Origin of the sequence: Marichromatium purpuratum 984, assembly GCF_000224005.2 — a bacterium.
Lineage (GTDB): Bacteria > Pseudomonadota > Gammaproteobacteria > Chromatiales > Chromatiaceae > Marichromatium > Marichromatium purpuratum.
The window spans coordinates 2,959,060-2,985,181 of the sequence record NZ_CP007031.1 but is presented as its reverse complement, the minus strand read 5'-3'; the positions used below and the strand labels follow the sequence as shown (position 1 = coordinate 2,985,181).

25 protein-coding genes and 4 pseudogenes are annotated in these 26,122 nt (G+C 65.0%); 14 read left to right on the top strand and 15 right to left on the bottom strand.

Annotated elements, in window-relative coordinates; genetic code table 11:
• Positions 1–23: 23 nt before the first annotated feature.
• Entirely contained in the window at positions 24–1,445 is a 1,422-nt protein-coding gene (locus MARPU_RS12955; RefSeq protein ID WP_005221517.1) for a glutamate-cysteine ligase family protein, read from the bottom strand.
• Between the two features lie 159 nt (positions 1,446–1,604).
• Here MARPU_RS12955 and MARPU_RS12950 point away from each other — a divergent pair, with 159 nt between their 5' ends.
• Positions 1,605–2,342: a PP2C family protein-serine/threonine phosphatase gene (locus MARPU_RS12950; protein ID WP_005221518.1), complete on the top strand. Its 738-nt coding sequence runs from the start codon at positions 1,605–1,607 to the stop codon at positions 2,340–2,342.
• Here the strand turns inward: MARPU_RS12950 and tadA are convergent.
• Positions 2,332–2,844: a tRNA adenosine(34) deaminase TadA gene (gene tadA / locus MARPU_RS12945; protein WP_005221519.1), complete on the bottom strand. Its 513-nt coding sequence runs from the start codon at positions 2,842–2,844 to the stop codon at positions 2,332–2,334. The genes MARPU_RS12950 and tadA overlap by 11 nt on opposite strands.
• 98 nt (positions 2,845–2,942) lie before the next feature.
• On the opposite strand from tadA, the gene MARPU_RS12940 reads away from it, so the two are divergent.
• Positions 2,943–3,605 (top strand): potassium channel family protein, encoded by a 663-nt coding sequence (locus MARPU_RS12940; protein WP_025275338.1) that lies wholly within the window; start codon positions 2,943–2,945, stop codon positions 3,603–3,605.
• Positions 3,606–3,615: 10 nt separating this feature from the next.
• Here MARPU_RS12940 and MARPU_RS12935 read toward each other — a convergent pair whose 3' ends face one another.
• Complete coding sequence (locus MARPU_RS12935; protein ID WP_005221521.1) at positions 3,616–4,548, bottom strand: AraC family transcriptional regulator; 933 nt, start codon at positions 4,546–4,548, stop codon at positions 3,616–3,618.
• Positions 4,549–4,746: 198 nt separating this feature from the next.
• Between MARPU_RS12935 and MARPU_RS12930 the strand changes: the two genes are divergently transcribed.
• The 9 genes and pseudogenes from MARPU_RS12930 to dksA all read left to right on the top strand — a co-directional run bounded on the left by MARPU_RS12930 (position 4,747) and on the right by dksA (position 11,424).
• Positions 4,747–5,901 (top strand): iron-containing alcohol dehydrogenase, encoded by a 1,155-nt coding sequence (locus MARPU_RS12930; protein ID WP_005221522.1) that lies wholly within the window; start codon positions 4,747–4,749, stop codon positions 5,899–5,901.
• 294 nt (positions 5,902–6,195) lie between these two features.
• A pseudogene (locus MARPU_RS12920) lies at positions 6,196–6,744 on the top strand (IS5 family transposase); the annotation flags it as partial.
• Entirely contained in the window at positions 6,725–7,726 is a 1,002-nt protein-coding gene (locus MARPU_RS12915; RefSeq protein ID WP_025275335.1) for a DNA topoisomerase, read from the top strand. The pseudogene MARPU_RS12920 and the gene MARPU_RS12915, both read left to right, overlap by 20 nt.
• A 40-nt stretch (positions 7,727–7,766) precedes the next feature.
• Positions 7,767–8,150 carry a hypothetical protein gene (locus tag MARPU_RS12910; RefSeq protein WP_005221527.1) on the top strand — a complete coding sequence of 128 codons (384 nt, stop codon included), beginning with the start codon at positions 7,767–7,769 and terminating at the stop codon, positions 8,148–8,150.
• Between the two features lie 3 nt (positions 8,151–8,153).
• Entirely contained in the window at positions 8,154–8,381 is a 228-nt protein-coding gene (locus MARPU_RS12905; RefSeq protein WP_005221529.1) for a hypothetical protein, read from the top strand.
• A 264-nt stretch (positions 8,382–8,645) separates the two neighbouring features.
• Positions 8,646–9,278 carry a DUF1826 domain-containing protein gene (locus tag MARPU_RS12900; protein WP_232229469.1) on the top strand — a complete coding sequence of 211 codons (633 nt, stop codon included), beginning with the start codon at positions 8,646–8,648 and terminating at the stop codon, positions 9,276–9,278.
• 136 nt (positions 9,279–9,414) lie between these two features.
• Positions 9,415–10,641 (top strand): zinc metallochaperone GTPase ZigA, encoded by a 1,227-nt coding sequence (gene zigA, locus MARPU_RS12895; protein ID WP_005221536.1) that lies wholly within the window; start codon positions 9,415–9,417, stop codon positions 10,639–10,641.
• Between the two features lie 4 nt (positions 10,642–10,645).
• A complete protein-coding gene (locus tag MARPU_RS12890; RefSeq protein ID WP_005221538.1) occupies positions 10,646–10,882 on the top strand; it encodes a hypothetical protein in 237 nt (78 codons plus the stop codon).
• Between the two features lie 155 nt (positions 10,883–11,037).
• A complete protein-coding gene (gene dksA, locus MARPU_RS12885) occupies positions 11,038–11,424 on the top strand; it encodes an RNA polymerase-binding protein DksA (RefSeq protein ID WP_005221540.1) in 387 nt (128 codons plus the stop codon).
• Between the two features lie 201 nt (positions 11,425–11,625).
• Here dksA and MARPU_RS17740 read toward each other — a convergent pair whose 3' ends face one another.
• Positions 11,626–11,763, bottom strand: coding sequence for a hypothetical protein (locus tag MARPU_RS17740; protein WP_005221542.1), 138 nt, complete (start codon positions 11,761–11,763; stop codon positions 11,626–11,628).
• Positions 11,764–12,022: 259 nt separating this feature from the next.
• Positions 12,023–13,183: an IS701 family transposase gene (locus MARPU_RS12880; RefSeq protein WP_005221544.1), complete on the bottom strand. Its 1,161-nt coding sequence runs from the start codon at positions 13,181–13,183 to the stop codon at positions 12,023–12,025.
• Between the two features lie 151 nt (positions 13,184–13,334).
• Here MARPU_RS12880 and MARPU_RS12875 point away from each other — a divergent pair, with 151 nt between their 5' ends.
• A complete protein-coding gene (locus MARPU_RS12875; RefSeq protein WP_005221546.1) occupies positions 13,335–14,432 on the top strand; it encodes a transporter substrate-binding domain-containing protein in 1,098 nt (365 codons plus the stop codon).
• Between the two features lie 88 nt (positions 14,433–14,520).
• Here MARPU_RS12875 and MARPU_RS12870 read toward each other — a convergent pair whose 3' ends face one another.
• The 5 genes and pseudogenes from MARPU_RS12870 to MARPU_RS12850 form a co-directional block, all read right to left on the bottom strand.
• Positions 14,521–15,669 (bottom strand): transposase, encoded by a 1,149-nt coding sequence (locus MARPU_RS12870; protein ID WP_005221548.1) that lies wholly within the window; start codon positions 15,667–15,669, stop codon positions 14,521–14,523.
• A gap of 104 nt (positions 15,670–15,773) precedes the next feature.
• Positions 15,774–16,691, bottom strand: a pseudogene (locus MARPU_RS12865) (transposase); the annotation flags it as partial.
• 272 nt (positions 16,692–16,963) lie between these two features.
• Positions 16,964–17,227: pseudogene (locus MARPU_RS12860) on the bottom strand (hypothetical protein); the annotation flags it as partial.
• A gap of 78 nt (positions 17,228–17,305) precedes the next feature.
• Positions 17,306–18,049: a type II toxin-antitoxin system HipA family toxin gene (locus MARPU_RS12855; protein WP_005221552.1), complete on the bottom strand. Its 744-nt coding sequence runs from the start codon at positions 18,047–18,049 to the stop codon at positions 17,306–17,308.
• Complete coding sequence (locus tag MARPU_RS12850; RefSeq protein ID WP_005221553.1) at positions 18,046–18,348, bottom strand: helix-turn-helix domain-containing protein; 303 nt, start codon at positions 18,346–18,348, stop codon at positions 18,046–18,048. Before MARPU_RS12850 ends, MARPU_RS12855 begins: the two co-directional genes overlap by 4 nt.
• 373 nt (positions 18,349–18,721) lie before the next feature.
• Between MARPU_RS12850 and MARPU_RS12845 the strand changes: the two genes are divergently transcribed.
• On the top strand, positions 18,722–18,997 hold the full coding sequence (locus tag MARPU_RS12845; protein ID WP_005221554.1) for a type 2 periplasmic-binding domain-containing protein: 276 nt from the start codon (positions 18,722–18,724) through the stop codon (positions 18,995–18,997).
• An 88-nt stretch (positions 18,998–19,085) separates the two neighbouring features.
• On the opposite strand, the gene MARPU_RS12840 is transcribed toward MARPU_RS12845, so the two are convergent.
• Both MARPU_RS12840 and MARPU_RS12835 read right to left on the bottom strand, forming a co-directional pair.
• Positions 19,086–20,282, bottom strand: coding sequence for a transposase (locus MARPU_RS12840; protein ID WP_005221555.1), 1,197 nt, complete (start codon positions 20,280–20,282; stop codon positions 19,086–19,088).
• Between the two features lie 29 nt (positions 20,283–20,311).
• Positions 20,312–20,560: pseudogene (locus tag MARPU_RS12835) on the bottom strand (hypothetical protein); the annotation flags it as partial.
• 281 nt (positions 20,561–20,841) lie between these two features.
• Here MARPU_RS12835 and MARPU_RS12830 point away from each other — a divergent pair.
• Complete coding sequence (locus tag MARPU_RS12830) at positions 20,842–21,132, top strand: integrase core domain-containing protein (RefSeq protein WP_005221559.1); 291 nt, start codon at positions 20,842–20,844, stop codon at positions 21,130–21,132.
• 459 nt (positions 21,133–21,591) lie between these two features.
• Here the strand turns inward: MARPU_RS12830 and MARPU_RS17735 are convergent, their stop codons facing one another.
• The 3 genes from MARPU_RS17735 to guaB all read right to left on the bottom strand — a co-directional run bounded on the left by MARPU_RS17735 (position 21,592) and on the right by guaB (position 26,074).
• The gene (locus MARPU_RS17735; RefSeq protein ID WP_005221561.1) at positions 21,592–22,530 is read right to left on the bottom strand and encodes a hypothetical protein; all 939 of its coding nucleotides are present in this window, start codon (positions 22,528–22,530) and stop codon (positions 21,592–21,594) included.
• 367 nt (positions 22,531–22,897) lie between these two features.
• Complete coding sequence (gene guaA, locus MARPU_RS12825) at positions 22,898–24,484, bottom strand: glutamine-hydrolyzing GMP synthase (protein WP_005221563.1); 1,587 nt, start codon at positions 24,482–24,484, stop codon at positions 22,898–22,900.
• Between the two features lie 123 nt (positions 24,485–24,607).
• Complete coding sequence (guaB, locus tag MARPU_RS12820) at positions 24,608–26,074, bottom strand: IMP dehydrogenase (protein WP_005221565.1); 1,467 nt, start codon at positions 26,072–26,074, stop codon at positions 24,608–24,610.
• Between the last annotated feature and the right edge of the window lie 48 nt (positions 26,075–26,122).

Genomic DNA, 26,122 nt, shown 5'->3' with positions numbered 1-26,122 from the left:
TCCTCGGGATGGTCGTCCCTGGTTCAGTCGATGCTCCATTGGTGCACCGGGTGACCGGCGCGCTGGCGTGCCAGATAGGCGGCGGTCAACCCATGCATGTCGTGGCCGTGGCGCGCCACCCAGGCGCGTTGCCAGGCCGCGCCGGTGCGTCGCCGGGCGAGACGCTGGGCGATGATGTCGAGCCAGTGTCGGCGCTCGTCTGCGCCCATCCCCAACGCCTCCAGCCCGCGATGGGCGCGCGGCAGCAGGTCGTCGCGGAGGATGGTGGCGACCTCGTGCTCGCGCCCGTCGAGCCAGCGGATGCGCGCGCCGAGCCCGGCGCGGGCGCAGTCGTAGAAACCGGCCATCGCCAGGGGGAAGGGCAGTCGCTGCTCCGGTGGTCGCGGGTCGTGGCTGAGCGCGTGCACCGCGCCGAGATAGAGCGCGGTGTTGGCGATGGCGTCTGCAACCGTGGGACCGGCGGGGATCACCCGATGCTCGATGCGCAGATGCGGGCGGCCGGCGTCGTCGAAGCCGATCAGTGGCCGGTTCCAGCGCCAGATGGTGCCGTTGTGCAGGCGCAGGTGGGCGAGCGCCTCGGGCGGCTCGTCGCTGCACTGCGGCAGCAGGACCGGATAACGCGCGAGATTCGCCTCGAAGGTCTCGAGGATCGAGTGCGCGGCATAGCGCTGGCCGAAGTTGACCCGTTCCTGGAGGATCGCGCCGCCGACCGAGACCGCCTGCTCGAACAGCGCGATCCGCGTCTCCTCCCACAGCGCATGACCGAACAGGAAGGGCGAGTTGGCGCTGATCGCCACCAGCGGGCCGCTGAGGATCTTGGAGGCGTTGTAGACCCGGGCGGCGTGCTCGGGGGCGACCTGCAGATGGATCTGGAAGGAGGTCCCGGCGGCCTCGAGCATGACGTCGTGCCAGTGCAGCTCGAGCGGTTCGTCGCCGTCGATGATCAGCGACAGCGCTCGCCCCTGGCGCAGCGCGAAGATACGGGCGTTGAGCGCGCGATAGCGCGCCAGCGGCGACATCGCCTCGATGTCGAGCTGCTCGGCGCCGATCGTCGGCAGGGTGCCGATGGTGACCACCCGCAGCCCGAGTTCCTCGCCCACCCGCTGGGCGCGCTCGAGCGGCTCGCCGAGCGTCGTGGCGAGCTGTGAGAGGGTCGTCGCGCCGAGTGCGAGCGGGGTGCCGTTGAACTCGATGTTGAACACCGAAAGCTCCGGGACCACCCGGGGATCGGCGAGCGCATCGAGCAGCGCCGGGGCGCGCGGGGCCGGGTGCATCGCGGTGTCGACCAGCCAGGCCTCGAGCTCAAAGCCGAGCATCGGGGGCGCGCGCGCGATCCGCCCCTCGGCGAACCAGCGCCCGAGCAGTGCGGTCTCCTCGCGCAACCGGGTGGTGAAGCGCGCGAGATCGGCCTCGCTGAACCGGTCGCTGGCGATCTCCTGGCCCATCCGCTGCCTCCACGGGTCGCAATCGTACATCCGCGTTGACGTCATGGCGTTCGCTATACAGTCTATGCGGCTTGATCGTCGTCGACGCAATGTGGGTCGGCGGCAGCACAATGGAAGATCGAAACCGCCATGGTCGGCGGACGAGAGGTGGATCGAATCATGGCACCCTGGTCGAAGGGCTTGTGTTGGAACTCGGGCGGCATCAGCGATGCCGGTCGGGTGCGGCGGGACAATCAGGACGCCTATCTGGATCGTCCGGAGCTGGGGCTCTGGGCGGTGGCTGATGGCATGGGCGGGCATCGCGACGGCGCTGAGGCGAGCCGGCTGATCGTCAGTCGGTTGGGACGGCTGGAGCGCGCACTCGAGCTGGAGTCGGGGCTGGAGACGCTGGAGCGGACGCTGCGTGCGGTCAACCGCGAGCTGGTGGCGAGCGCCGAGGGCGTGCTCGAGGCGCTCTGCGGCAGCACGGTCGCGGCCTTGCTCGCTGTTGGTGATCGCGCTGCGCTGTGCTGGGCCGGCGACAGCCGTATCTATCGGTTGCGCGCCGGCGTGCTCGAGCAGCTCAGCCGCGATCACTCCCAGGTCCAGGCGCTGGTCGATATGGGGCTGCTCTCGCCCGAGGAGGCCGAGCTGCACCCGCTCTCGAGCGTGCTGGTGCGCGCCGTCGGCGCCGACGCCCGGCTCGAGTTCGAGCGGCGCACCGAGTCGCTGTGCGCGGGCGATCGATACCTATTGTGCAGCGACGGGCTGAATCGCGACCTTGCCGGCGACGAGATCGCCCGTATCCTCTCACAGATCCATCCCGCCGAGATCGCCGCCCAGGCGCTGGTACGGGCCGCCTGCGAGGCCGGCGGTCACGACAACGTCACTGCGGTGGTGGTCGACTTCACGGCCTGAGCGCGTCGCGGGCGGCGCGGGCGGCGCGCGCGGCCCGGCGTCGGGTGCGGAAGAAGTCACGCAACAGCTCGCCGCAGTCCGCAGCGAGCACCCCGCCGCGACACTCGGTGCGATGGTTGAAGCGTGCATCCGAGGGCAGCAGGTCGAAGACGCTGCCGCAGGCCCCGGCCTTGGGGTCGGTTGCGCCATAGACCACCGCGCCGACACGGGCATGGATGATGGCCCCGGCGCACATCACGCAGGGTTCCAGGGTGACGTAGAGCGTGGTCTCGGGCAGGCGATAATTGGCGAGCCGGCGTCCGGCGTCGCGCAGCGCCTGGATCTCGGCGTGGGCGCTGGGGTCGCTGTCGGCGATCGGGCGGTTCCAGCCCTCGCCGATGCACTGTCCGTCGCGCACCACCACCGCGCCGACCGGGACCTCGCCCTGTTGTGCCGCACGCTCGGCCAGACGCAGCGCGTGGCGTATCCAGTATTCATCGGGGCTGTCGACGGCGGGTTCCACTCGGGGGCTCCTGTGGTGAGGATGCGCAGGCGCGCGAAAAGGGATCGATGCTAGTCGCCGTCCGGGCATGGGGCAAGGCGCGCACCTTTGGAGAGAACATGAGACGACGACTCACCGAGCACGACAACTTCGGCTATCTCACCGTCGCCCTGGTGGTGTTGCTGTTCGGCACCGCGTTGGCCGACGAACTCGGGCTGAAACTCGGGCAGCTGCTGGTGCAGCTGGCAATCGTCGCCACGCTGGCGATCGGGGTCTGGGGGACCAACCGGCGCACCCACTGGTTCCGTACCCGGCTGGGGCTGATCCTCGCCAGCCTGGTGGTGATCCTGCTCGGGCGCTGGCTGGAGACCGCGCTGCTGTGGCTACTGCTCCTGCTCGGTTATCTCATCCTCACCAGCTGGCTGGCGATGGAGCAGGTGCTGCGCGGCGACTCGGTCGACTGGAACAAGATCGTCGGTGCGGTTTGCGTCTATCTGCTGATGGGACTGATCTGGGCGACGCTCTACATGCTGATCGCCTTGATCGAGCCGAGCGCCTTCGCCGGTCTGCGCCCCGGTCCCTGGTACCAGGGCTTTCCCGAACTGGTCTATTTCAGCTTCATCACCCTGACCACGGTCGGGTACGGCGACATCGCACCGGTGTCCTCGCTGGCGCGTTTCTTCGCCTTTATCGAGGCGGTGGTGGGACAGTTCTATCTCGCCATCCTGGTGGCCAGCCTGGTCGGTATCCGCCTCGCCGACTGGCGCGGCAACGGCGACTGAGCGGGTCCGCTCAGGGCCGCGAGTCGTCGGGGACCGGGCCGGCGACGCTCGCCGTGGCATGTCGCACCTCCGCCGGCGAGACCCGGAAGTGACGCTTGAACTCGCGGCTGAACTGCGAGGCGCTCTGGTAGCCGACCCGGGTGGCGGCGACGCTCGCGCGCACCCCCTGGGCGGCGATCAGCGCCCGGGCCCGGTCGAGCCGGATGCGCTTGAGATAGCGCAGCGGGGTCTCGCCGGTGATCTGCTTGAAGGCGCGATGGAAGGTCGAGGCGCCCATGTGCGCCTCGGCGGCCAGCGACTCGACGCTCAGCGCCTTGGCATAGTCACGATGGATGCGCGCCAGTGCCCGGGCGATGCGTGCATCGGCATCCTGGTGCTGGGTGAGCGCACACAGCGCCGGACCATGGGGACCGAGCAGGGCACGGTAGTGCAGCTCGCGCACCAGCGCCCGGCCCAGCACCTGCGACTCCAGCGGCGAGTCGAGCGCGTGCAGCAGTCGGCCGGTGGTGGCGATCATCTCGGCATCGAGCGCCACCGGCGCGAGTCCGCGCGGCAGTCCGGCGGCCTGCGGCCGCTGCGGCGCGAGTCCGCCGCAGACCAGCGCGACCAACTCGTGAAGCAGGGTCCAGTCGATGGCGATGAACAACCCGAGCAGGGGATCGCTCGGACTGGCGTGGGTCTCGCATTCGAGCGGCAAGGGTACGCTGACGATCAGATAGTGATTGGGGTCGTAACCGAAGCGGGTGCGCCCGAGATAGACGGTCTTGTGGCCGCCGGCGATGATCACGATCCCGGGCTCGTAGATCATCGGGGTGCGAGCCGCAGAGGTGTCGGTCCAGAACACGCGGACCCCGGGGATCTCGGTGTCGAAGGTGCCACTGCGCGCACGTGCCTGGTGTGCGGCGCGCAGCCGCGCGAGCGGTTGCTGAAGTCCTGGCGGCATGCTGGTGTCTTTTCATGTGATGGCCCGGAAGCAGGATCTTATCCTTTATTGGGCATAATTTGTGGGAGATTCGCCCGGATTGAGCAGGATAAGGCAAGTAATCGGCAGGATCGACGGTTCAGGCTGCGATAGCCGCAGGGTAGGCTGATAGGGTCACGGGCAACGCATGCCCCTTGTACCGAATCCACAGGAGTCGCGATGGACAACTTCGTCTACGAGAACCCAACCCGCATCCACTTCGGCAGCGGCCAGATCGCCGCGCTGGCCGAGGCCATCCCCACTGGGGCGCGGGTGCTGATGCTCTATGGCGGTGGCTCGATCAAGTCCAATGGGGTCTATGATCAGGTGGCAGCGGCGCTCGCCGGCTTCGACTGGGAAGCCTTCGGTGGCATCGAGCCCAACCCGCGCTACGACACGCTGATGCGCGCGGTCGAGCGGGTGCGCGCCGGTGGCTTCGACTATCTGCTCGCCGTTGGCGGCGGCTCGGTGATCGATGGCAGCAAGTTCGTCGCCGCCGCCGCGTGCTATGCGGGTGACGACCCCTGGGCGATCCTCGCCGAGCAGGCGCCGGTGCGTGAGGCGCTGCCGCTGGGTTGCGTGCTCACCCTCCCGGCGACCGGCTCGGAGACCAATATCAACGCGGTGGTGACCCGAGCGGAGCGCAAGCTCGCCTTCTACAGCCCGCTGGTGCGCCCGCGTTTTGCCATCCTCGACCCCGCCACCACCCTCAGCCTGGCGCCGCGCCAGATCGCCAACGGGGTGGTCGACGCCTTCGTCCACGTCATCGAGCAGTATCTCACCTATCCCGCCGATGCCCGGGTGCAGGATCGCTTCGCTGAGGGCTTGCTGCTGACCCTGATCGAGACCGGCCCCAAGGCGCTCGACGACCCCAATGATCTGACGCTGCGCGCCGACATCATGTGGGCCGCCTCGCTCGCGCTCAATGGCCTGATCGGCTGTGGCGTGCCGCAGGACTGGGCCACCCACCGCATCGGTCACGAGCTGACCGCGCACTTCGGCATCGACCACGGGCGCAGCCTGACCATCGTGCTCCCTGCGCTGATGCAGGCCCGCCGCGCGGCCAAGCGCGACAAGCTGCTGCAGTACGCAGAACGGGTCTTCGGGATCGACCAGGGCGAGCCGGAGGCGCGTATCGATCAGGCGATCGCGCAAACCCGAGCGTTCTTCCAGCGCATGGGTGTCGAGACCTCGCTCGCCGACGCCGGGCTCGACGCCACCGCGATCGACACCTTGGTCGCCGGCCTGGAGGACAACCACCTGCTGCCGCTCGGTGAGCGCGGCGACATCGGTTCGGCCGAGGTGCGGGCGATCCTCGAGGGCGCGCTGCGCTGAGCCTTGACGGCGTACGCGTTCGGCAGGGATGCCGGCGCGCTCTCCACTCAGGCGCTCGAGGACGACACCCGGGCGCACCGCAGCTCTTTCGCTGCGCCGCCGTCATCCGCAGCCCTTGAGCAGGAAATCGGCGCACGCGACGAGGCGCTCTGGGGCGATGCTGGAGCGCGGGCGGGGATAGCCTGCAGATCCCTGACGGTCAGGTCGCCGAGGTAAAGGTAAATGGGTGTCCCTTTTCGGTCCTTTCGGTACTCCGAGGTAAATGGGTGTCCCTTAATTTCAATTTCTTACAAGCTGCTCGAGCGACTTGAGGCCAGCGATCGCATCGACTGGTCGCGAGCGTTGGTCGACAGCGCCTCGATTCGCGCCGTCGGCGGCGGTGAGTGCACCGGCCCCAACCCGACCGATCGCGCTCGCCCGGGAAGCAAGCACCATCTGATCACTGACGCCCGGGGCATTCCGCTGCATGCCGTGCTCACCGGCGCCAACGCCTACGATGTCACGCAACTCATCGCCCTGGTCGATGGCATCACACCCGTGCGTAGCGGACGGCGTGGCCGCCCCCGCCATCGACCCGAACGCGTGCAGGGCGATCGCGCTTATGACTCCAAGGCCCACTGCGCGGCACTGCGCACGCGCAACATCCAACCGCAGCTCGCGCGACGCAACACCCCACATGGCAGCGGGCTGGGAACGACCCGCTGGGTCGTCGAACGCTCGCTGGCGTGGCTGCATCAGTTCCGCCGATTGCGGATGCGCTTCGAGCGCCGGGCCGATATTCACGAGGCGTTTCTCTTCCTGGGACTCGCACTCATTTGCTGGAATGCCTTGGAGTGGGCATAGGGCTTTTGATAGAGCCTCTAAGTCCAAGACCTGGAACGACGAGAAGATCACTGCTCACCACGGCATCGTGCCGACGATGCAGAAGGGCAACAAGGATGGCCTCAACGAGCGCGAACGCAACATCTACGAGCTGATCGTTCGGGCCTACTTGGCGCAGTTCTACCCGCTGCATGAATTCATGCAGACGACCGTGGGCGTGGAGATCGCCGGCGAGACGTTCGCGGCTACCGGCAAGGTGGTCACGCGCAACGGCTGGCGTGACGTGTACGATCAGGGCGACGACGATGCCGACAAGAACCAGGGCGAGGACGGCGGTAGCCAGAACCTGCCTGCGATGAAACAGGGTGACGAAGTTGCCTGCATCGACGCCACCCGCCGCGATGCGAAAACAAAGCCGCCGGCCAGATTCACGGAAGGTACGTTGATTCGGGCGATGGAGAACATCCACAAGTTCGTCAGCGACCCGGAGCACAAGAATATGCTGCGCGACGGTGACGGCATCGGCACGTCCGCTACTCGCGCTTCCATCATTTCGGAGTTGAAACGCCGCGAGTTCCTGGCCGTCAAGGGCAAGCAGATCGTCAGCAAGACCCTGGGGCGCAGCATGATCGACGCGCTGCCCGAGGTTGTGAAAAGCCCCGTCCTCACCGCCCTGTACGAGCGCATGTTGAAGGGCATCGAGCAGGGCACCGCCGAGCTGTTGGCATTCGTTGCCAAGCAGGAGGCTTTCATCCGGGACCAGGTGGCGAAGGCCAACAGCGGTGCCGTGACCATCGCCGGCGGCAAGGAGGCCGCCCCGGTTTCGTCCCTGCATAAGTGCATGGCCTGCGGTAGCGGCCTTTCCCGCCGCCCGAGCCGGAAGAAGGGGCAATTCTGGTGGGGGTGCAGCAATTTCCCGACATGCAAGCAGACCTATCCCGACCTGAAAGGCCGGCCCGACTACAGCAAGGGACGCAACGGTCCCGCCGCTGCGGCCGAGTAACCACGATCACGACCGAGCAACTACGAAAGGAGCAACAACCATGACCGCGAACGACAACACCCGTACCGCCGACGATGCGCTGTCCGAGCTGCCCGCCATCGACGACACCGCCGCCGCCAACGAGGCTATGCGCGAGAAGCTGGCCGACGCCGGCACGCCTGGCTACCAGGCCGAGTTCGATCCCGATGAAGCCGAGCGCGCCGGCGCTTTCGTGGAGGACGCCTTGAGCGAGCAGGACGCGGCCGAGAGCACCGACGACCTGGCCGAGCTGGGCGGCGATGAAGAGCCGGTTTTCCTGGATGATGACGGCCCGAGCAGCGACTTGCCGCCGGTCCCGACAACGACCAATGCCCGCGAGCTGTATGGGCTTCGGCCCGGCGAAACCGTGCCGGCGGCTATCGAGCGTAAGGCCAAGGAGGGCTAAACCATGCCCTTGACGAAAGCCGAAGCGCAGGGAGTGACGTGGGCTTTCGTCCGCGATTACCCCGGCGCGCTTGAGCTGGTCTACAAGTTCCGGGAAAGCACGGCCGAGTTGTATGGGCCGCGAGCGGCCGAAGTGCCGAAGGACATGATGGGCGGCTACATCTCGAAACCGACAGAGCACAACGGCCACATGTACCGAGGCCAGGTTCACGTTGAGGTAAATGCGAGGTAAATGGGTGTCCCTGGTAAATGGGTGTCCCTTAATTTGGAGGTAAATGGGTGTCCTTTAATTTCGTTAATTTCGGTGATTTTTTGTTGGTGACTGACTGATCTTTTGGGGGATCCGGTTTCCCGACTTCAGTGTCGCCAGTTGGCTGACTGAAGTGGGTTTTTCCTCTATTGAATAAGGGTTTACTGATCTATGCGACGGTAAAAAGTAATGATATAACATATTTTACTTTCCTCGTTGCGAGCGGGCCTGATGCCAAGCACTCCTTTGGCTACCCCCGAGACTCCTCGGCACCTCATCAGTGAGCAACCTTGCGATCTACGCTATGTCACCGCGCCTGAACTCAATCTGAGTCTGTGGCGGCGCCGCCCGATCGAGACCGTCGAGCGTGAGGTCGCGTGTCTGCGGGCGACTGATCTGCCGGATATCCGTTGCCGGACGTCGCCGCCGACCTTCGACGAGGATATCGGTGCGCTTCTGAGTGCACAGGGGCTGAATCCGAGCGCCTTCAGTGCCTGGCTCGCCGACCTGCGACGGCTGGCGGATCTGTTCTTCGCCGTTTGCGCGGGGCGCGAGGTGAGCGTGCGACTGGAGACGACCGACGCTGATGGTTGTCCGCGTTTCCATGTCGATCGCACTTATCTACGTCTGTTGTGCACGTATCGCGGACCGGGCACCGAGTGGTTGACCGACGAGCAGGTCGATCGCGACGCCCAGGCCAGCGGTGCGCCAAATGCGCGCATTGTCCGAATCGGCGAGCCGTGTCGGTTCCTGCCCTTCTGGGTGGGCATCCTGAAGGGCGATGCCTATCCCGGCAACGCTGGTCGGGGGCTGGTGCATCGCTCTCCGCCGACTGCCGGCTCGGGGCAGACCCGTGTTCTGTTCTGCCTGGATTGCTGAGCCATGGAGGCGCTCAGCACCGCGCCAAGATCGGCGAGCCGCCTTCTTGCCGATGGGTGATCCGTTTCACTGACCGCCTTGGCGTGCGTGAGACCGCGTCTCAAACCGTTCGATGTACGCACACAGGAGAGCCCGCATGCACTCGCAACCCACCGTCGAACAGACACTGCCGGTCACGGTGTTGTCCGGTTTTCTCGGTGCCGGCAAGACCACACTGCTCAACCACATTCTCAACAACCGGGAGGGGCAACGCGTTGCGGTCATCGTTAACGATCTGTCCGAGGTCAACGTCGACGCCGACCTGGTCAACAGGGAGGTCCAGCTCAATCGCGCCGAGGAGAAACTGGTCGAAATGAGCAATGGCTGCATCTGCTGCACGCTGCGCGAGGATCTGCTGGTCGAGGTCAGCCGGTTGGCGAAGGAAGGGCGTTTCGATTATCTGGTGATCGAGTCCACCGGCATTTCCGAGCCGCTGCCGGTGGCCGAGACCTTCACCTTCCGGGACCAAGAGGACACCAGCCTGTCCGACATCGCCCGCCTGGACACCATGGTCACGGTGGTCGACGCGGTGAACTTCGATGTCGATCTCGAGCATGCCGAAAGCCTCCAAGCTCGCGGTGAGTCGCTCGGCGAGGACGACAGGCGTACCGTCTCGGATCTGTTGATCGACCAGGTCGAGTTCGCCGATGTCATCCTCCTCAACAAGATTGACCTCATCACGGCTGCCGAGCGTGAACGACTCCGACATGCCTTGCGCCAGCTCAATCGGCATGCGCGTATCCTCGACGCCAGCTTTGGCAAGGTTCCGCTTGACCAGGTGATCGGCACCGGGCGGTTCGACTTCGCTCGTGCCGCGCGATCGCCGGGCTGGCTCGCCGAGATGCGTGGTGAACATACACCGGAAACTGAGGAGTACGGCATCGGCAGCTTCGTTTATCGCGCGCGCCGTCCGTTTCATCCCACTCGGTTCGCGGCTGCGCTGCAGACCGATTGGCCTGGTAACGTGCTGCGCTCGAAGGGCTTCTTCTGGCTGGCCTCGCGCCCCGACGCGGCTGGCGAGTGGTCGCAGGCCGGAGGCATCGTGCGCCATGGGCCGGCCGGGATCTGGTGGGCCGCCGCACCCCGTGAGCATTGGCCGACGGACCCCGAGCAGCGCGCAAGGATTATGGCCGAGTTCGACGGTGAGTACGGCGATCGCCGCCAAGAAATCGTGTTCATCGGCCAGAATCTCGAGCCTGAACAAACCCGTGAAATCCTCGATCGTTGTCTCCTCAGCGACGAGGAAATGGCTGGAGGGGCGGCTCTCTGGAAGTCATTCGAAGACCCATTTCCCCGCTGGTTTGCCGAGCATGACGAGGACTGATGCCATGGTCGATGACAGCGAACGTTACGCCGCAGAGCTGATACCCAGCGACTACGCCAGCTGGCGTTATTGCATCGAGGTCAAGTGTGCGTTGGCGCTGACCCCGGCTTTTCTCAAGGCGCGCATTGCCGTCTTGAGCGACCTGGGCAACGAGGAGACGCAACGCTTCGCGCGTCTCTATGGTGAGGCACACCTGAACCGAGTACTGGCCTGGTTTCGCCGGGCCGAGCGCGAGGCATGACCTGGAGGTTTGTCGTGTGGCGCTGCCAATGGCTGTACTCTCGCCGGTTGCGGCGGTCTCGGCTTTCAATCCACTGAAGCGGTGACGATGCGATGCAAGACACTGAGCACATGCGGCATGCGCCGCCCTCTGATGTCGCCGACGGCGGACCACCTATGGACGACGGCTATATGGGACCGCGTCAATTGGCCTATTTCAGGCGAAAGCTTCTGGACTGGCAATCAGCGTTACTCGCCGAGACCGAGGCGACTCTCGCAGAGTTGGGGCACGACAGTCATCATGAGGTCGGCGATGAATTGGACCGCGCCAGCCGCGAGGCTGCCCAGGCCTTGGAGCTGCGCACCCGTGATCGCTATCGCAAGCTCTTGGGCAAGATCGCTGCGGCAATTGCCCGCATCGATGACGGCAGCTATGGGTGGTGCGAAGAAACCGGCGAGCCCATTGGCTTGGCGCGGCTCGATGCCCGTCCGGTCGCAACGCTTTGTGTGGAAGCGCAGGAGCGGCGCGAGCTGAGAGAGCGACAGACCCGGCCGGATCTCTGAGCGGCGGCCCAACCACCTCGGGCTCGATGCTGGCGGGCTTGGCGGATGGACTGGGTGCTGAATGACCGCCATCTGCTGTCGCTCGGCGAGTGTGGGACATCGGTTCGGCCGAGGTGCGGGCGGTCGCTCTGCGTTGAGGTCCGGCGCCGTTCTCGCCCGGCAGCGACGTCTCTCTCAGACGTTCTAGAGTCACACCTCTCGCTAGATAGTGACACTCCCGCCGATCGAGGTTATCCGTTCCGGTGCGTCGATCATCGACCCGAAACCCTTGAGCAGGAGATCCGCGTGCTCGACGAAGCGCTCGGGCACGATGCCGAGATGGGTGAGAGGGGAGGGCATCAGGCGGATCCCCAACTGTCAGTGCACCAGTGCGTGTCCTTTCATTCGTTCATTCGGGTATCAGGCAACCGCTGCAGCGCTCCTGTTACTACTACAGCCGCACATCATTATGGCGGCCCAGCCCCTCGCGCTCGATAATGACAGACCCTGGCCCGCGCCTGATGTCGTCGTCGCCAATCCGACCAGGCGATGACAGCATCAGGCGGGGCGCGTTCGCGCCACAACAGCGCCTCGAGCAGGTGCCGGATCTCAGGGGCGGTCAGTGCGATCCGCCCGGCGACAGCGCCCCCTTTTTCGCCCGTCGTTGCAGCACGACGAGGCAGGCATGGGCCAGCAGCGCAAGGGTGATATGGCGATGCCAAGCCGGCCAGCGGCGCACCTCATACTCGTCGAGCCCACACTGCTGCTTGGCCAGCTCGAAGCCGACCTCGATCGCCCAGCGCTGCCCGGCGACCTTGGCCAGGCGCTCGAGTGTGGCCTCGGCGCGGGGCGCGAAGGCGATGTAGTAGGCCCGCTCCTCGGGGCGGTTGCAGTTGCGCCGCACCACCAGCCAATGCCCCCAGGCGCGCTCCTCGGCGCTGAGCTGCAGGCGCCACAGCGGCACCCAGGCCCACTCGAAGGTGCGCGCGCCCTTGCTCCCGGCGCCGACGGCGTGGCGCTGCCAGGCCGTCTCTGGCAGCGCCTTGGCCAGTGCCGCGACACGATGGGTCTGCGGGCCATCGAACCACACCGGTTCATTGCCCGCCACGGCGAGCACGAAGGGCTGTTGGCGCGCCTCGAGCCACAGGCGCAGCTTGCGATCCTTACCGTAGACGGCATCGCCCGTCACCCAGCCACAAGGTACCCCGGCATCGAGTGCGCGCTCGAGCATCGTACGCGCCAGGGCTGGTTTGGTCTGGAAGCGGCGTGCCTGCTCCGGGACGCCGGCCTCGGCGCAGCGTGCGGGGTCATTCGCCCAACATTTGGGCAGGTACAGCGCCCGATCGATGAAGGCCGCGCCGTGCCGGCTGGCGTAACACAGAAACACCCCGATCTGACTGTTCTCGACCCGGCCCGCCGTGCCGCTGTACTGGCGCTGCACCCCCACCGAGTGCGTGCCCTTCTTCAAGAAACCGGTCTCATCGACGATCAGCACCGCCTCGGCGTCGCCCAGCGCCTCGACGACATAGGCACGCAGCACCTCGCGCGCCGCCTCGGCGTCCCAGCGTGCCGTGTTGAGCAGGCGCTGCACCCCGTCCGGGCGCCGTTCGCCCAAGGTTTCGGCCAGCTGCCAACCGTTCTTGCGTGGCACTGTCGTCAGCAGCCCTTGCAGATAACCCCGCGCTCGGGCGCGCGGCTCAGGACGACGAAAACACGCCGCCAGGCGCTGATGGATCCTGTCCAGTTCCGTCTCCCAGCCAGAGACCTCGCTGTACTTCATGTTGTTTGAAAACCAAGCCGTTGAGTCCACATATCACAACACAAAAAATATGCGGCTGTAGTAGTAGTAGTATGGCTGCTGTTTGATAGCTGCACCGCTGGCGCATGGCCGGTTCGCGGCGGACGAGACAGGCGTGCGAGGAGTATCCGCCATGAAGAGCGTAGGGCGTCAATCACCGCTGATCTTGATTGCCTTGAGCGTGTTGTTGTCGCTCATGACGCCAGCAGAGGGCAGGGCCGACGAGCCGTCGGGCGAGCGCGAACTCGTCATCGCCACGCGCGATGCGCCGCCCTTCGCCATCAAGCGGGAGAAGAGCTGGGATGGCATCACCATCGAGCTGATCCGGCGTATCGCCGACGAGGAAGGGTTCCGGGTCCAGTTCAAGGAAATGGGACTCGACGAGATGTTGGATGCGGTTGCCGCTGGAGAGGTCGATGCGGCCGCCGCCGCCCTGACCATCACCGCCGAGCGCGAGCAGCGGGTCGACTTCACGCATCCCTTCTTCACCTCCGGGCTCGGGGTGGCGGTCCCGCAGCGCCCCGAGCTGACCTGGTTCTCCGCGCTCAGGCGCGTCGCTTCGGGTGCCTTTTTGCAGTCCTTGGCGGCCTTGCTGGGTGTCCTCACCTTGCTCGGCGCCCTGGTCTGGCTCGCCGAGCGTCGCCGCAACGAACAGTTCTCCGGCAAACCGGCCAAGGGGATCGGCTCGGGCATCTGGTGGTCCGCCGTCACCATGACCACCGTCGGCTATGGCGACAAGGCCCCCGTGACCTTCGCCGGGCGGCTGATCGGACTGGTCTGGATGTTCACCAGTGTGGTGGTCGTCTCCAGCTTCACAGCAGCCATTGCAAGCTCGCTGACCGTGGGCGAGCTGGGGCAGAACGTGAGCGGGCTCAGCGACCTCTACGGCAAGCGGGTGGTGACGGCCGAGGACAGCACCAGCGCCCGTTTCCTCGACCAGAAGCTGGTGCGCTACAGATCGGTTGCGGATGTCTCCGAGGCACTGGACGCGCTCGCCGCCGGGCAGGCGGATGCCGTCGTCTATGACCTGCCCATCCTGAGACACCTGGTCAGCTCGGAGCATGCCGGTGAACTCCGTGTGCTGCCGGGCATTCTGCTGCGGCAGGATTACGGCATCGCGCTTCCGCCGGAGACCGAGCTACGCGAGACCGTCAACCGGTGGATTCTGCGCATGATCCAGAGCCCGGAATGGACACCCATGATCGAGGGCTACCTCGGTCACGCGGGCTGAACGGGCGCGTTCCCCATCGAATGATACCGGCCTTGAGCGGAAGACGGTCCGCTGCGAGTCTTCCCTGAGACGCTGGGGTGACCTTCCTTCAAGCGGCCGAGAACAACAGCCGGGCGCGCCGCAATCCCCGCAGATAACGACACTCGCGCTGTGCGGCGAGTGCGGTCAGTCGCTCTGGCGCACCGATCGCGGCACCGAACCCCTTGAGCAGGAAACCGGCGTGCTCGACGAAGCGCTCCGGCGCGATGCCGAGCCGGGTGAGAATCTCGGGCAGCTCCGCCGGGATCGCCCCGCGCTTGCGCGGATGCAGGGCGCGGCCGAGCGAGTCGACGAGGGTCAGATAGTCGCCGAAGGTGAAGGGGATTGCTGCAGGGACCTCGGCGGGGTTGCCGAAGGGCAGTAGTGGGGCAGGGGGCAGGCGATCGAGGACAGTCTCCCAGAGGTGAGTGCTGCGGGCATCTGGTGAGCTGTCGGCGTGGTTGGTCTCGGGCGCTGCGGCGGTGCACGCCGTTGGCGGGGCCTCGCCAACCTCAGGTGTCGATCGCTCTATGACTGCGAACGATCGTCCTGCCGTGTCACCTTCGTTCGCGCGCAAGTCGGCGATCCGCGCCGCGATCCCGGTATGCGCACTCCCCTCCGGCGTCTCCGCGATCCCCGCCCGAATCGGGTTGAGATCGACATAGGCCATCACCGCCAACAGCGCCGTCTCATCGAGGATCGCCTGCGAGCGAAAGCGTCCCTCCCAGAACCGCCCCCGCACCCCATCCTCCCGATTCGCCGCCCGCGCGATCGACTCGTTCAACACCCGCATGAACCACGACAGATCCGCCAGCCGCGCCCGGTAAGTCTCGACCAAGCCCGCGACCCCATCCAGCTCCGTCTCAGTCATCTCTGCCCGCGTTGCAGGCGACAGAAACCGCTCCACCACCACCGGTCCCCGGAACAGACACCGCCAGCGCCGCAACACCTCGGCATCCGACCACCCCGCCGCCCGATCGGCATCCACCCGCACCACCAGATGCACGTGATTGCTCATCACCGCATAGGCCGCCACATCGATCGCGAACACCCCGGCGAGCTGCCGTAGCCGCAGCTCCACCCAGCCGCGTCGATGCTCGAAACTCCGTCCGGTCAGTCGATCGAAGCCACAGAGATACGCCCGGCGTACGCAACGCGTGACGACGTGATACCAGGGCGTATCGGACAAGGAGACGAGCGAGGCGCGGGGACGAGTCATGGGGCATCTCCGCTGGAGGTGTTGAGAGAAGCGTAGGAGAGCGCCTTGGGAGCGTCAACGGTAAGTGGGTGTCCTTTTACCCCGCCGGTGTCCTTTTACCCCGCCGCCGGGACCTCGGCGGGGTTGCCGAAGGGGAGTAGTGGGGCAGGGGGGAGGCGGTTGAGGGCCGCTTCCCAGAGGTTGGTGCTGCGGACGTTCGGTGAGGCGTCGTTCTCGGGTTCGGGTGGTGTGGGTGCGTGGCTGGCTGGTGTCTTGCGCTGGTGGGGAATCGGTCGTTGCGAATCGGGAGAGATCTCTGGTGATGTCTCCGGCCCGACATTCGGGCGGTACGCCACGTCGAGGTGCTGCCCGATCGCCGTACCCTCATCGCCCGCACGCAAGGCGGCGATCCGCGCCGCAATCCCGGTATGCGCACTCTCCTCCGGCGTCTCCGCGATCCCGGCGCGGATCGGGTTGAGATCGACATAGGCCATCACCGCCAACAGCGCCGTCTCGTCGAGGATCGCCTGCGAGCGAAAGCGCCCCTCCCAGAACCGTCCCCGCACCCCGTCCTCCCGGTTCGCCGCCCGCGCGATCGACTCGTTCAACACCCGCATGAACCACGAGAGATCCGCCAGCCGCGCCCGATAGATCGCGACCAACCCCGCGACCCCATCCAGCTCCGCCTCGGTCATCCCCGCCCGCGTCGCCGGCGACAAGAACCGCTCCACCACCACAGGCCCGCGGAACAGACACCGCCAGCGCCGCAGCACCTCATCATCCGACCACCCCGCCGCCCGATCGGCATCCACCCGCACCACCAGATGCACGTGATTGCTCATCACTGCATAGGCCGCCACATCGATCGCGAACACCCCGGCGAGCTGACGCAACCGCAACTCCACCCAGCCGCGTCGATGCTCGAAACTCCGCCCGGTCAACCGATCGAAGCCGCAGAGATAGGCGCGTCGCACGCAGCGCGTGACGAGGTGATACCAGGGCGTATCGGACAAGGAGACGAGCGAGGCGCGGGGACGGGTCATGGGGCATCTCCGCTGGAGGTGTTGGATGAAGCGTAGGAGAGCGCCTTGGGAGCGTCAACGGTAAATGGGTGTCCCTTTACTTCCGTCCCGATCGAAGCCGCAGAGATACGCCCGGCGCACGCAACGCGTGACGACGTGATACCAGGGCGTATCGGACAAGGAGACGAGCGCGGCGCGGGGACGAGTCATGGGGCATCTCCGCTGGGGGTGTTGGGAGAAGCGTAGGAGAGCGCCTTGGGGGCGTCAACGGTAAGTGGGTGTCCCTTTATTTCTTCCGACCACCCCGCCGCCCGATTGGCATCGACCCGCACCACCAGATGCACGTGATTGCTCATCACCGCATAGGCCGCGACATCGATCGCGAACATCCCCGCGAGCTGACGCAACCGCAACTCCACCCACCCGCGCCGATGCTCGAAACTACGCCCCGTCAGCCGATCGAAGCCGCAGAGATACGCCCGGCGCACGCACCGCGTGACGACGTGATACCAAGGCGTATCGGACAAGGAGACGAGCACGGCGCGGGGACGAGTCATGGGGCATCTCCGCTGGGGGTGTTGGAGGAAGCGTAGGAGAGGGCCTCGAGAGCGTCAACGGTAAGTGGGTGTCCCTTTCTATGCAGCCAGGGTCATGGCCGAGGCGAACGGAACCCTTCCTCCTTGTTGTCGATCAAACCGTTCCACCAACAGCACAGGTCGCTCACCGCTCGCGTTGAGCAATCGATGCTTCGCCACGCGCAGGCCCGCTGCTCCCGCGAGATCCAGCATAGTCGCCTCCCAGGCCCCTACCCGCTCGGTATCGAGCCGGGATTGAAATTTGGCGATATAGAGCTTGCCCTTGTCCTCGATCGCCGCCTTGGGATGGGCGCCGCCGAGGGATGAGCCCGGCTGGGCGAGGAGCGCGAGGTCGGCACCGGTCGGTACGCCTTGTTCCAGGCGTGCGATCGCCGCTTCCAGTGCCCGTAGATGGACCAGCTTCGGAACGTTCGTGGTTAGGGCTAGGAATTCTCCGGGAGCCTCCGCGCGACTCAATCGCAAGGCACCCATCCGCATGTGATCGGAGACCCCCAGGAGGTAATCGCTTTCGCTCAGGTAGTGGTCGAAAACCCGGTCCTGGACGAGCCGTCCCCAGCGGTCGGGGGCGATGTCCTGGAAGGCGCCCCACAGCTTGCTCGCCTGAAAGGGCATCCCTGGCAAGAGGTCCAAGTCGGGATCGATGGCGAAGCCCGTCCGGCACCAGTCTCGATCATAGGTGAACTGATAGCGCTCGGTTCCCCGCTGGCTGGTGAAGATATCGAGCTGGCCGACCGTCAGACGCTCACCCAGCCAATCCAAAGTGACAACCAGGGACGTGCTCACCGCACCCGGCCTCCGCGAATGCGCTGCGGCAACTGCTCCTCGAGGAGATCCAGCCCGAGCGGGTCTTTCGTCCGGTCGATCAGCTCCGCGAGCGCATCGAGCTTACCGAGAATCATCAGGGCCGAGGCCCAGGCGCTGATCGCGACGTTTGGATTGCCAGCTTCGAGGCGGTTGAGCGTTCCGCGCGAAACGCCCATGCGCTCGGCCATCAGCTCGGTACTGATGCGCCGGCGCCGCCGTGCATCGCGGATGTCGGCGCCCAGCTTCTTGAGGGCGCGCTCGACACGGATGGATTTCATGGGGAACCTTCAGGTGCACATGGATGACAGTTGTCTTTGATCGACCCTCCAAAGCGGCCCGCCCAGGGCCTCCTCTGGCGTCGGCTCGTGGCAAATCCACGCCTCTCACTGACCGAGAGTGGCGCCCGTGACCTCATCGATTCTCAGTCGTGGGGAAGGCCAGCTTGTCATGTTAGTGATCTTTAAGAAGGCCGGATGAGATTATAGCGTTCTTTGCGTGAGACGTTATGGCGTTCAGCACCTAGCTCGCTGCCTCGGCGTTCCAGCGTGCCATGTTGAGCAGTTGCTGCACCCCGTCCGGACGCCGCTCGCCTAATATCTCGGCCAACTGCCAACCGTTCTTGCGCGGCGCCGTCGTCAGCAGCTCTGATAAATGGGTGTCTTTTTACTTGTGTTTTTTACTTGTGTTTACTTGGCCGGGCGGGCCGATGCCGTCGTCTATGACCTGCCTATCCTGAGACACCTGGTCAGCTCGGAGCATGCCGGTGAACTCCGTGTGCTGCCGGGCATTCTGCTGCGGCAGGATTACGGCATCGCGCTTCCGCCGGAGACCGAGCTACGCGAGCCCGTCAATCGGTGGATTCTGCGCATGATCCAGAGCCCGGAATGGACGCCCATGATCGAGGGCTACCTCGGTCACGCGGGCTGAACGGGCGCGTTCCCCATCGAATGATACCGGCCTTGAGCGGAAGACGGTCCGCTACGAGTCTTCCCTGAGACGCTGGGGTGACCTTCCTTCAAGCAGCCGAGAACAACAGTCGGGCGCGCCGCAATCCCCGCAGATAACGACACTCGCGCTGTGCGGCGAGTGCGGTCAGTCGCTCTGGCGCACCGATCGCGGCACCGAACCCCTTGAGCAGGAAGCCCGCGTGCTCGACGAAGCGCTCCGGCGCGATTCCGAGCCGGGTGAGGATGTCGGGCAGCTCCGCCGGGATCGCCCCGCGCTTGCGTGGATGCAGGGCGCGACCGAGCGAGTCGACCAGGGTCAGATAGTCGCCGAAGGTGAAGGGGATCGCCGCCGGGACCTCGGCGGGGTTGCCGAAGGGTAGTAGTGGGGCAGGGGGGAGGCGGTTGAGGGCCGCTTCCCAGAGGTTGGTGCTGCGGGCGTCCGGTGAGGCGTCGTTCTCGGGTTCGGGCGGTGTGGGTGCGTGGCTGGCTGGTGTCTTGCGCTGGTAGGGAATCGGTCGTTGCGAATCGGGAGAGATCTCTGGTGATGTCTCCGGCCCGACATTCGGGCGGTACGCCACGTCGAGGTGCTGCCCGATCGCCGTACCCTCATCGCCCGCACGCAAGGCGGCGATCCGTGCCGCAATCCCGGTATGCGCACTCTCCTCCGGCGCCTCCGCAATCCCCGCCCGAATCGGGTTGAGATCGACATAGGCCATCACCGCCAACAGCGCCGTCTCGTCGAGGATCGCCTGCGAACGGAAGCGTCCCTCCCAGAACCGTCCCCGCACCCCGTCCTCCCGGTTCGCCGCCCGCGCGATCGACTCGTTCAACACCCGCATGAACCACGAGAGATCCGCCAGCCGCGCCCGATAGATCGCGACCAACCCCGCGACCCCATCCAGCTCCGCCTCGGTCATCCCCGCCCGCGTCGCCGGCGACAAGAACCGCTCCACCACCACAGGCCCGCGGAACAGACACCGCCAGCGCCGCAGCACCTCATCATCCGACCACCCCGCCGCCCGATCGGCATCCACCCGCACTACCAGATGCACGTGATTGCTCATCACCGCATAGGCCGCCACATCGATCGCGAACACCCCGGCGAGCTGCCGTAGCCGCAACTCCACCCACCCGCGTCGATGCTCGAAACTCCGCCCGGTCAACCGATCGAAGCCACACAGATACGCCCGGCGCACGCAGCGCGTGACGACGTGATACCAGGGCGTATCGGACAAGGAGACGAGCGAGGCGCGGGGACGAGTCATGGGGCATCTCCGCTGGAGGTGTTGAGAGAAGCGTAGGAGAGCGCCTTGGGAGCGTCAACGGTAAGTGGGTGTCCTTTTACCCCGTAGGCCGCCACATCGATCGCGAACACCCCGGCGAGCTGACGCAACCGCAACTCCACCCACCCGCGCCGATGCTCGAAACTACGCCCCGTCAGCCGATCGAAGCCGCAGAGATACGCCCGGCGCACGCACCGCGTGACGACGTGATACCAGGGCGTATCGGACAAGGAGACGAGCACGGCGCGGGGACGGGTCATGGGGCATCTCCGCTGGGGATCTTGAGAGAAGCGTAGGAGAGCGCCTTGGGAGCGTCAACGGTAAATGGGTGTCCCTTTATTTCAACGGTAAGTGGGTGTCCTTTTATACTGCTTTTATACTGCGCAGATACGCCCGGCGCACGCAGCGCGTGACGACGTGATACCAAGGCGTATTAGACAAGGAGACGAGCGAGGCGCGGGGACGAGTCATGGGGCATCTCCGCTGGAGGTGTTGGAGGAAGCGTAGGAGAGCGCCTTGGGAGCGGGAGCGTCAACGGTAAATGGGTGTCCCTTTACTACTTTGGGCCACCGAACGTGGCATCGCCCTCGACTTCATCAGCCCCGGGAAACCGACCCAGAACGGCTTCATCGAGCGTTTCAACGGCAGCTTCCGCCGCGAGGTCCTCGATGCCTGGCTCTTCAACACCCTCGAGGAGGTTCGCCAACAGGCAGACGACTGGCTCGACGAATACAACCTACGCCGACCGCACGAATCGCTCGGCGATCTTTCACCCATCGAGTTTCTCAACCGCCGCGGACATACCGCAGTGTCTATTTATGGATGGACCTAAAAAGGGGGAGTTGACAGTTTTACCTGTTTGATAAGACCCGTAAATGGTTGTCGGTGCCCCTTACAAGACCCGGGCGAATCGGGGCAAGAAGGCTGTCGCCGAGCGCAGTCACTTTGGGACAGGGATGCCCCAAAATGTATCACGAGTACGGCGACACTTCGGGATGGCGATTCTTCAAGGCCCCCTTGAGTTGACAGTACTGGTTACTGGCGTTCCTCCCTGCTCCATTCGTTTGGCTGATGCTCAAACGGGGGATTTTCCCTTAGTCTCTCTCTGCTCTCGACGAGATTGCTCTCCCTGAGCAGCCCTGGAATGCCGATCGGCTATCTCCAGTAGACCTCTATCCAGTTTTTGTACAATGCCGCTTGGCCCCTCGTTTGACGGCCAATCCTCACGCATCTCAAGCAACTTCTCAAACCTGTTCAAAGCGGCGGTTTTTTTCATTCTGATCCTCGACATTTATATGCTGTCTAAGTTGCTGCCCCGATTCCGGTGATACTGCAGCAGCCCTGGCATTAGAGTGTCAGCCAAGATTCCTCCGACATGGAAAAAAGTTTTCGACCAAAGCGCATCCCGATACTTGATCGGATCTGCAAAATTGAAGATATCAGGGTACGCCCCAAACGCGCCGAAAACCGCATGTTTGGCATCGAACGTCAGAAAGCCAACCACAATCGGTTGCCTGGTTACATGATGTGTATATCTTATCGGGAAGACCGCTGCCGCCAAGTAATGGTCTTGCCAATAAACCCCAGAGTTCGCATATTTCTCAAGTTTAGCGAGTTCTGTCAGTCTGTTTTCGACAAAGCAATTGCAGGCCTTTCTCCGCCAATCATTGTACTTGTCTTTCACCCCCAAAATAGACGCGAAACTCGAGTTCTCTCTAACTAAATGAAAATGATTGCTGCCGACATCAAACGGCCTGCCCGACCAATAGTTGCTAGAATCTGTAGAACGCGCAAGCGTGTATACTTTAAGTTCTCCGATTCTATCGATCAGCTTTTCGTGCTCCTCCGCGTTCATGCCGCCGCCATCGTTGGGGCCGATGATGGCTTCGTGGCAATCATCCTCAGCGAATATTTTTATTGTTGCATGTAGTTGCTCTGGCGACACTTCGAGCGTATTGGCCATTACGTCTCTACAAGAATCTGCGACTCTTTCGAAATGCTCATAAGCAAGCTCCTTATTTTCCGCAAGCGTCAATTGGGCAGTCGTAAGAGAACGAATGTCGTGTATCGCCTTTTGGTGTAACTCCGCAAAAAGGAATAAATCGAGCCGATTGCGGAAATGGAAAGCAAAATATCTTCCAAGGCTTGTCTTGCGAAAAAACCTCAGAAGATAGATGGGAAGACGAAGCCACCATGGAGCGGGGATGTCGGAGGGAAAGATGCCAATCATAATCGGTAATCCAGTTGCAACTAGCAAGTGCGTCTTGGGTCTGTTAGTGCTGAATTCGTCACAAAATTGTCATCCCGAACCATATCCGAGAGCTTGCCAGCTAGTCAATTCCGCCCGCGCATTAGCTGCGCGCTGCGCCGGCGCACGGCAAGCCGTGCAGGTCGCGGCTTAGGTGTTGCATCCCGTGTGATCATATTCCCCGCAAGAAAAAGGACACCCAGATTCCAGACTCCAATTCCCCCAACCACCAAATCCTACACTTCCCCCTCCTGCAGAAACAAAAAAAGCCCGCTCACGCGGGCTTCTTCCTCTCTTCCTGATCTCTAGCTGCCGCCAGCAACACACTCCGGCGACAGCCCTCCCGACCTCACTCCCACTCGATGGTCCCCGGCGGCTTGCCGGTGATGTCGTAGACCACGCGTGAGACGCCATTGACCTCGTTGACGATGCGCAGGCAGACGCGTTCGAGGAAGTCGTAGGGCAGGTGGGCCCAGCGGGCGGTCATGAAGTCGATGGTCTCGACCGCGCGCAGCGCGATGACGTGGGCGTAGAGACGGTTGTCGCCGACGACGCCGACCGAGCGCACCGGCAGGAACACGGCGAAGGCCTGCGAGACCTGGTCATAGAGGTTGGCCGCGCGCAGCTCCTCGATGAAGATGTGGTCGGCCTGACGCAGGGTCTCGGCATAGTCCTTCTCGACCTCGCCGAGGATGCGCACGCCCAGCCCGGGGCCGGGGAAGGGGTGGCGGTAGACCATCTCCGAGGGCAGGCCCAGCTCGACGCCGATCTTGCGCACCTCGTCCTTGAACAGCTCGCGCAGCGGCTCGACCAGCGAGAGGTTCATCTCCTCGGGCAGGCCGCCGACGTTGTGGTGCGACTTGATGACCTTGGCCTTGCCGGTCTTGGCGCCGGCCGACTCGATCACGTCGGGGTAGATGGTGCCCTGGGCGAGCCACTTGACGTCCTCGATGCGGCTGGCCTCGTCGTCGAACACCTCGATGAAGGTGTTGCCGATGATCTTGCGCTTCTGCTCGGGGTCGGAGACGCCCTTGAGCCGACCGAGGAAGCGTTCCTCGGCGTCGACGCGGATCACCTTCACGCCCATGTGGTTGGCGAAGGTGCGCATCACCTGATCGCCCTCGCCGAGACGCAGCAGGCCGTTGTCGACGAACACGCAGGTGAGCTGATCGCCGATGGCGCGGTGGAGCAGCGCCGCGACCACGCTGGAGTCGACCCCGCCGGAGAGTCCGAGCAGCACCTTGTCGCCGCCGACCTGCTCGCGGATGCGGGCGATGCTGTCGTCGATGATGTTGCTCGGGGTCCACAGGCTGGCGCAGCCGCAGATGTCGTGGACGAAGCGCTCGATGATGCGCTTGCCCTGACGGGTGTGGGTGACCTCGGGGTGGAACTGCACGCCGTAGAAGCCGCGGCTCTCGTCGGCGATGCCGGCGAGCGGGGCGTTGTCGGTCTCGGCGATGACGGTGAAGCCCTCGGGCAGGCTCTCGACGCGGTCGCCGTGGCTCATCCACACGTCGAGCAGACCGAAGCCGTCCGCGCTGGTGTGGTCCTCGATGTCGCGCAGCAGGCGCGAGTGACCGCGTGCGCGCACCTGGGCGTAGCCGTACTCGCGGTGGTTGGCGGCGTTGACGCTGCCGCCGAGCTGGGCGGCCATGGTCTGCATGCCGTAGCAGATGCCGAACACCGGTACGCCGAGCTCGAAGACCAGCGGATCGGCGCGCGGGGTCTCGGCCTCGTGCACCGACTGCGGGCCGCCGGAGAGGATGATGCCGCGCGGGGCGAAGTCGCGGATCGCCTGCGCGTCCATGTCGCACGGGTGGAGTTCGCAATAGACGCCGGCCTCGCGCACGCGGCGCGCGATCAGCTGGGTGTACTGGGAGCCGAAGTCCAGGATCAGGACGCGGTCGGCGTGGATGTTGGAGGTGTGGCTGGACATTGGTGATCTGCTGCTAGGGGTTGGCGCCACCCCGGTCGCCGCCGCGCGGGTCCGACCGACCCGACCGCGCCCGGAGCATCGGCGCAAAGCGCATCGCGGCGCCCTCGGGCGCCGCGATGGGGCTTAGTTGTCGATGCGGTAGTTGGGCGCTTCCTTGGTGATCTGCACGTCGTGGACGTGCGACTCACGCATGCCCGCGGCGCTCACCCGCACGAACTGCGGCTTGGTGCGCATCTCGTCGATGGTGGCGCAGCCGGTGTAGCCCATGCTCGAGCCGAGACCGCCGACGAGCTGGTGGACCACGTTGCGCAGGCTGCCCTTGTAGGGGACGCGGCCCTCGATGCCCTCGGGCACCAGCTTCTCCTTGTCGGTGTTCTCCTGGAAGTAGCGATCGCTGGAGCCCTCGGTGGCGCCCATGGCGCCGAGCGAGCCCATGCCGCGATACGACTTGTAGGAGCGACCCTGGTAGATCTCGACCTCGCCCGGTGCCTCGTCGGTACCGGCGAACATGCCGCCGATCATCACGCTGTTGGCGCCGGCGGCGATCACCTTGGCGACGTCGCCGGAGAAGCGCAGGCCGCCGTCGGCGATCACCGGCACGCCGCTGTCCTTGAGTTCTTCGGTGACATTGGCCACTGCGGTGATCTGCGGCACGCCGACACCGGCGACGATGCGGGTGGTGCAGATCGAGCCCGGGCCGATGCCGACCTTGACCGCGTCGGCGCCGGCCTCGACCAGCGCGCGCGCCGCCTCGGCGGTGGCGATGTTGCCGCCGATCACCTGCACGTCGGGGTAGTGCTGCTTGACCCAGCGCACCCGGTCGAGCACGCCCTTGGAGTGGCCGTGGGCGGTGTCGACCACCACCACGTCGACGCCGGCCTCGACCAGCGCCGCGACCCGCTCCTCGGTGCCCTTGCCGACGCCGACGGCGGCGCCGCAGCGCAGCCGGCCCTGGCTGTCACGCGAGGCCTTGGGGAAGTCCTTGGCCTTCTGGATGTCCTTGACGGTGATCAGGCCGCGCAGCTCGAAGCGGTCGTTGACCACCAGTACCTTCTCGATGCGGTGCTTGTGCAGCAGGTTCATGACATCCTGACGGTCGGCGCCCTCGCGCACCGTGACCAGTCGCTCCTTGGGGGTCATGATGGCCGAGACCGGGGCGTCCATCCGCTTCTCGAAGCGCAGGTCGCGACCGGTGACGATGCCGACCAGCTCGCCGTTGTCGGTGACCGGCACGCCGGAGATGTTGTTGGCGTGGGTGATCTGCACCACCTCGCCGATGCTCAGGTGCGGCGAGACGGTGATCGGGTTGCGGATGATGCCGCTCTCGTACTTCTTGACCGTCAGTACCTCGCGGGCCTGGTGCTCGATGGTCATGTTCTTGTGGATGATGCCGATGCCGCCCTCGAGCGCCATCGAGATCGCCAGCCGTGCCTCGGTCACCGTATCCATGGCCGCCGACACCAACGGGATGCGCAACTCGATCTCGCGGGTGAGCTTGGTCTGGAAGTCGACCTCACTCGGGATCACGGTGGAGTGAGCCGGGACGAGGAGGACGTCATCGAAGGTAAGGGCTTCCTGGATCAGACGCATGGGTGAAAGGGCTCCGGGGATGGCGCAGGGTGGAAGGTAACCTGAAAT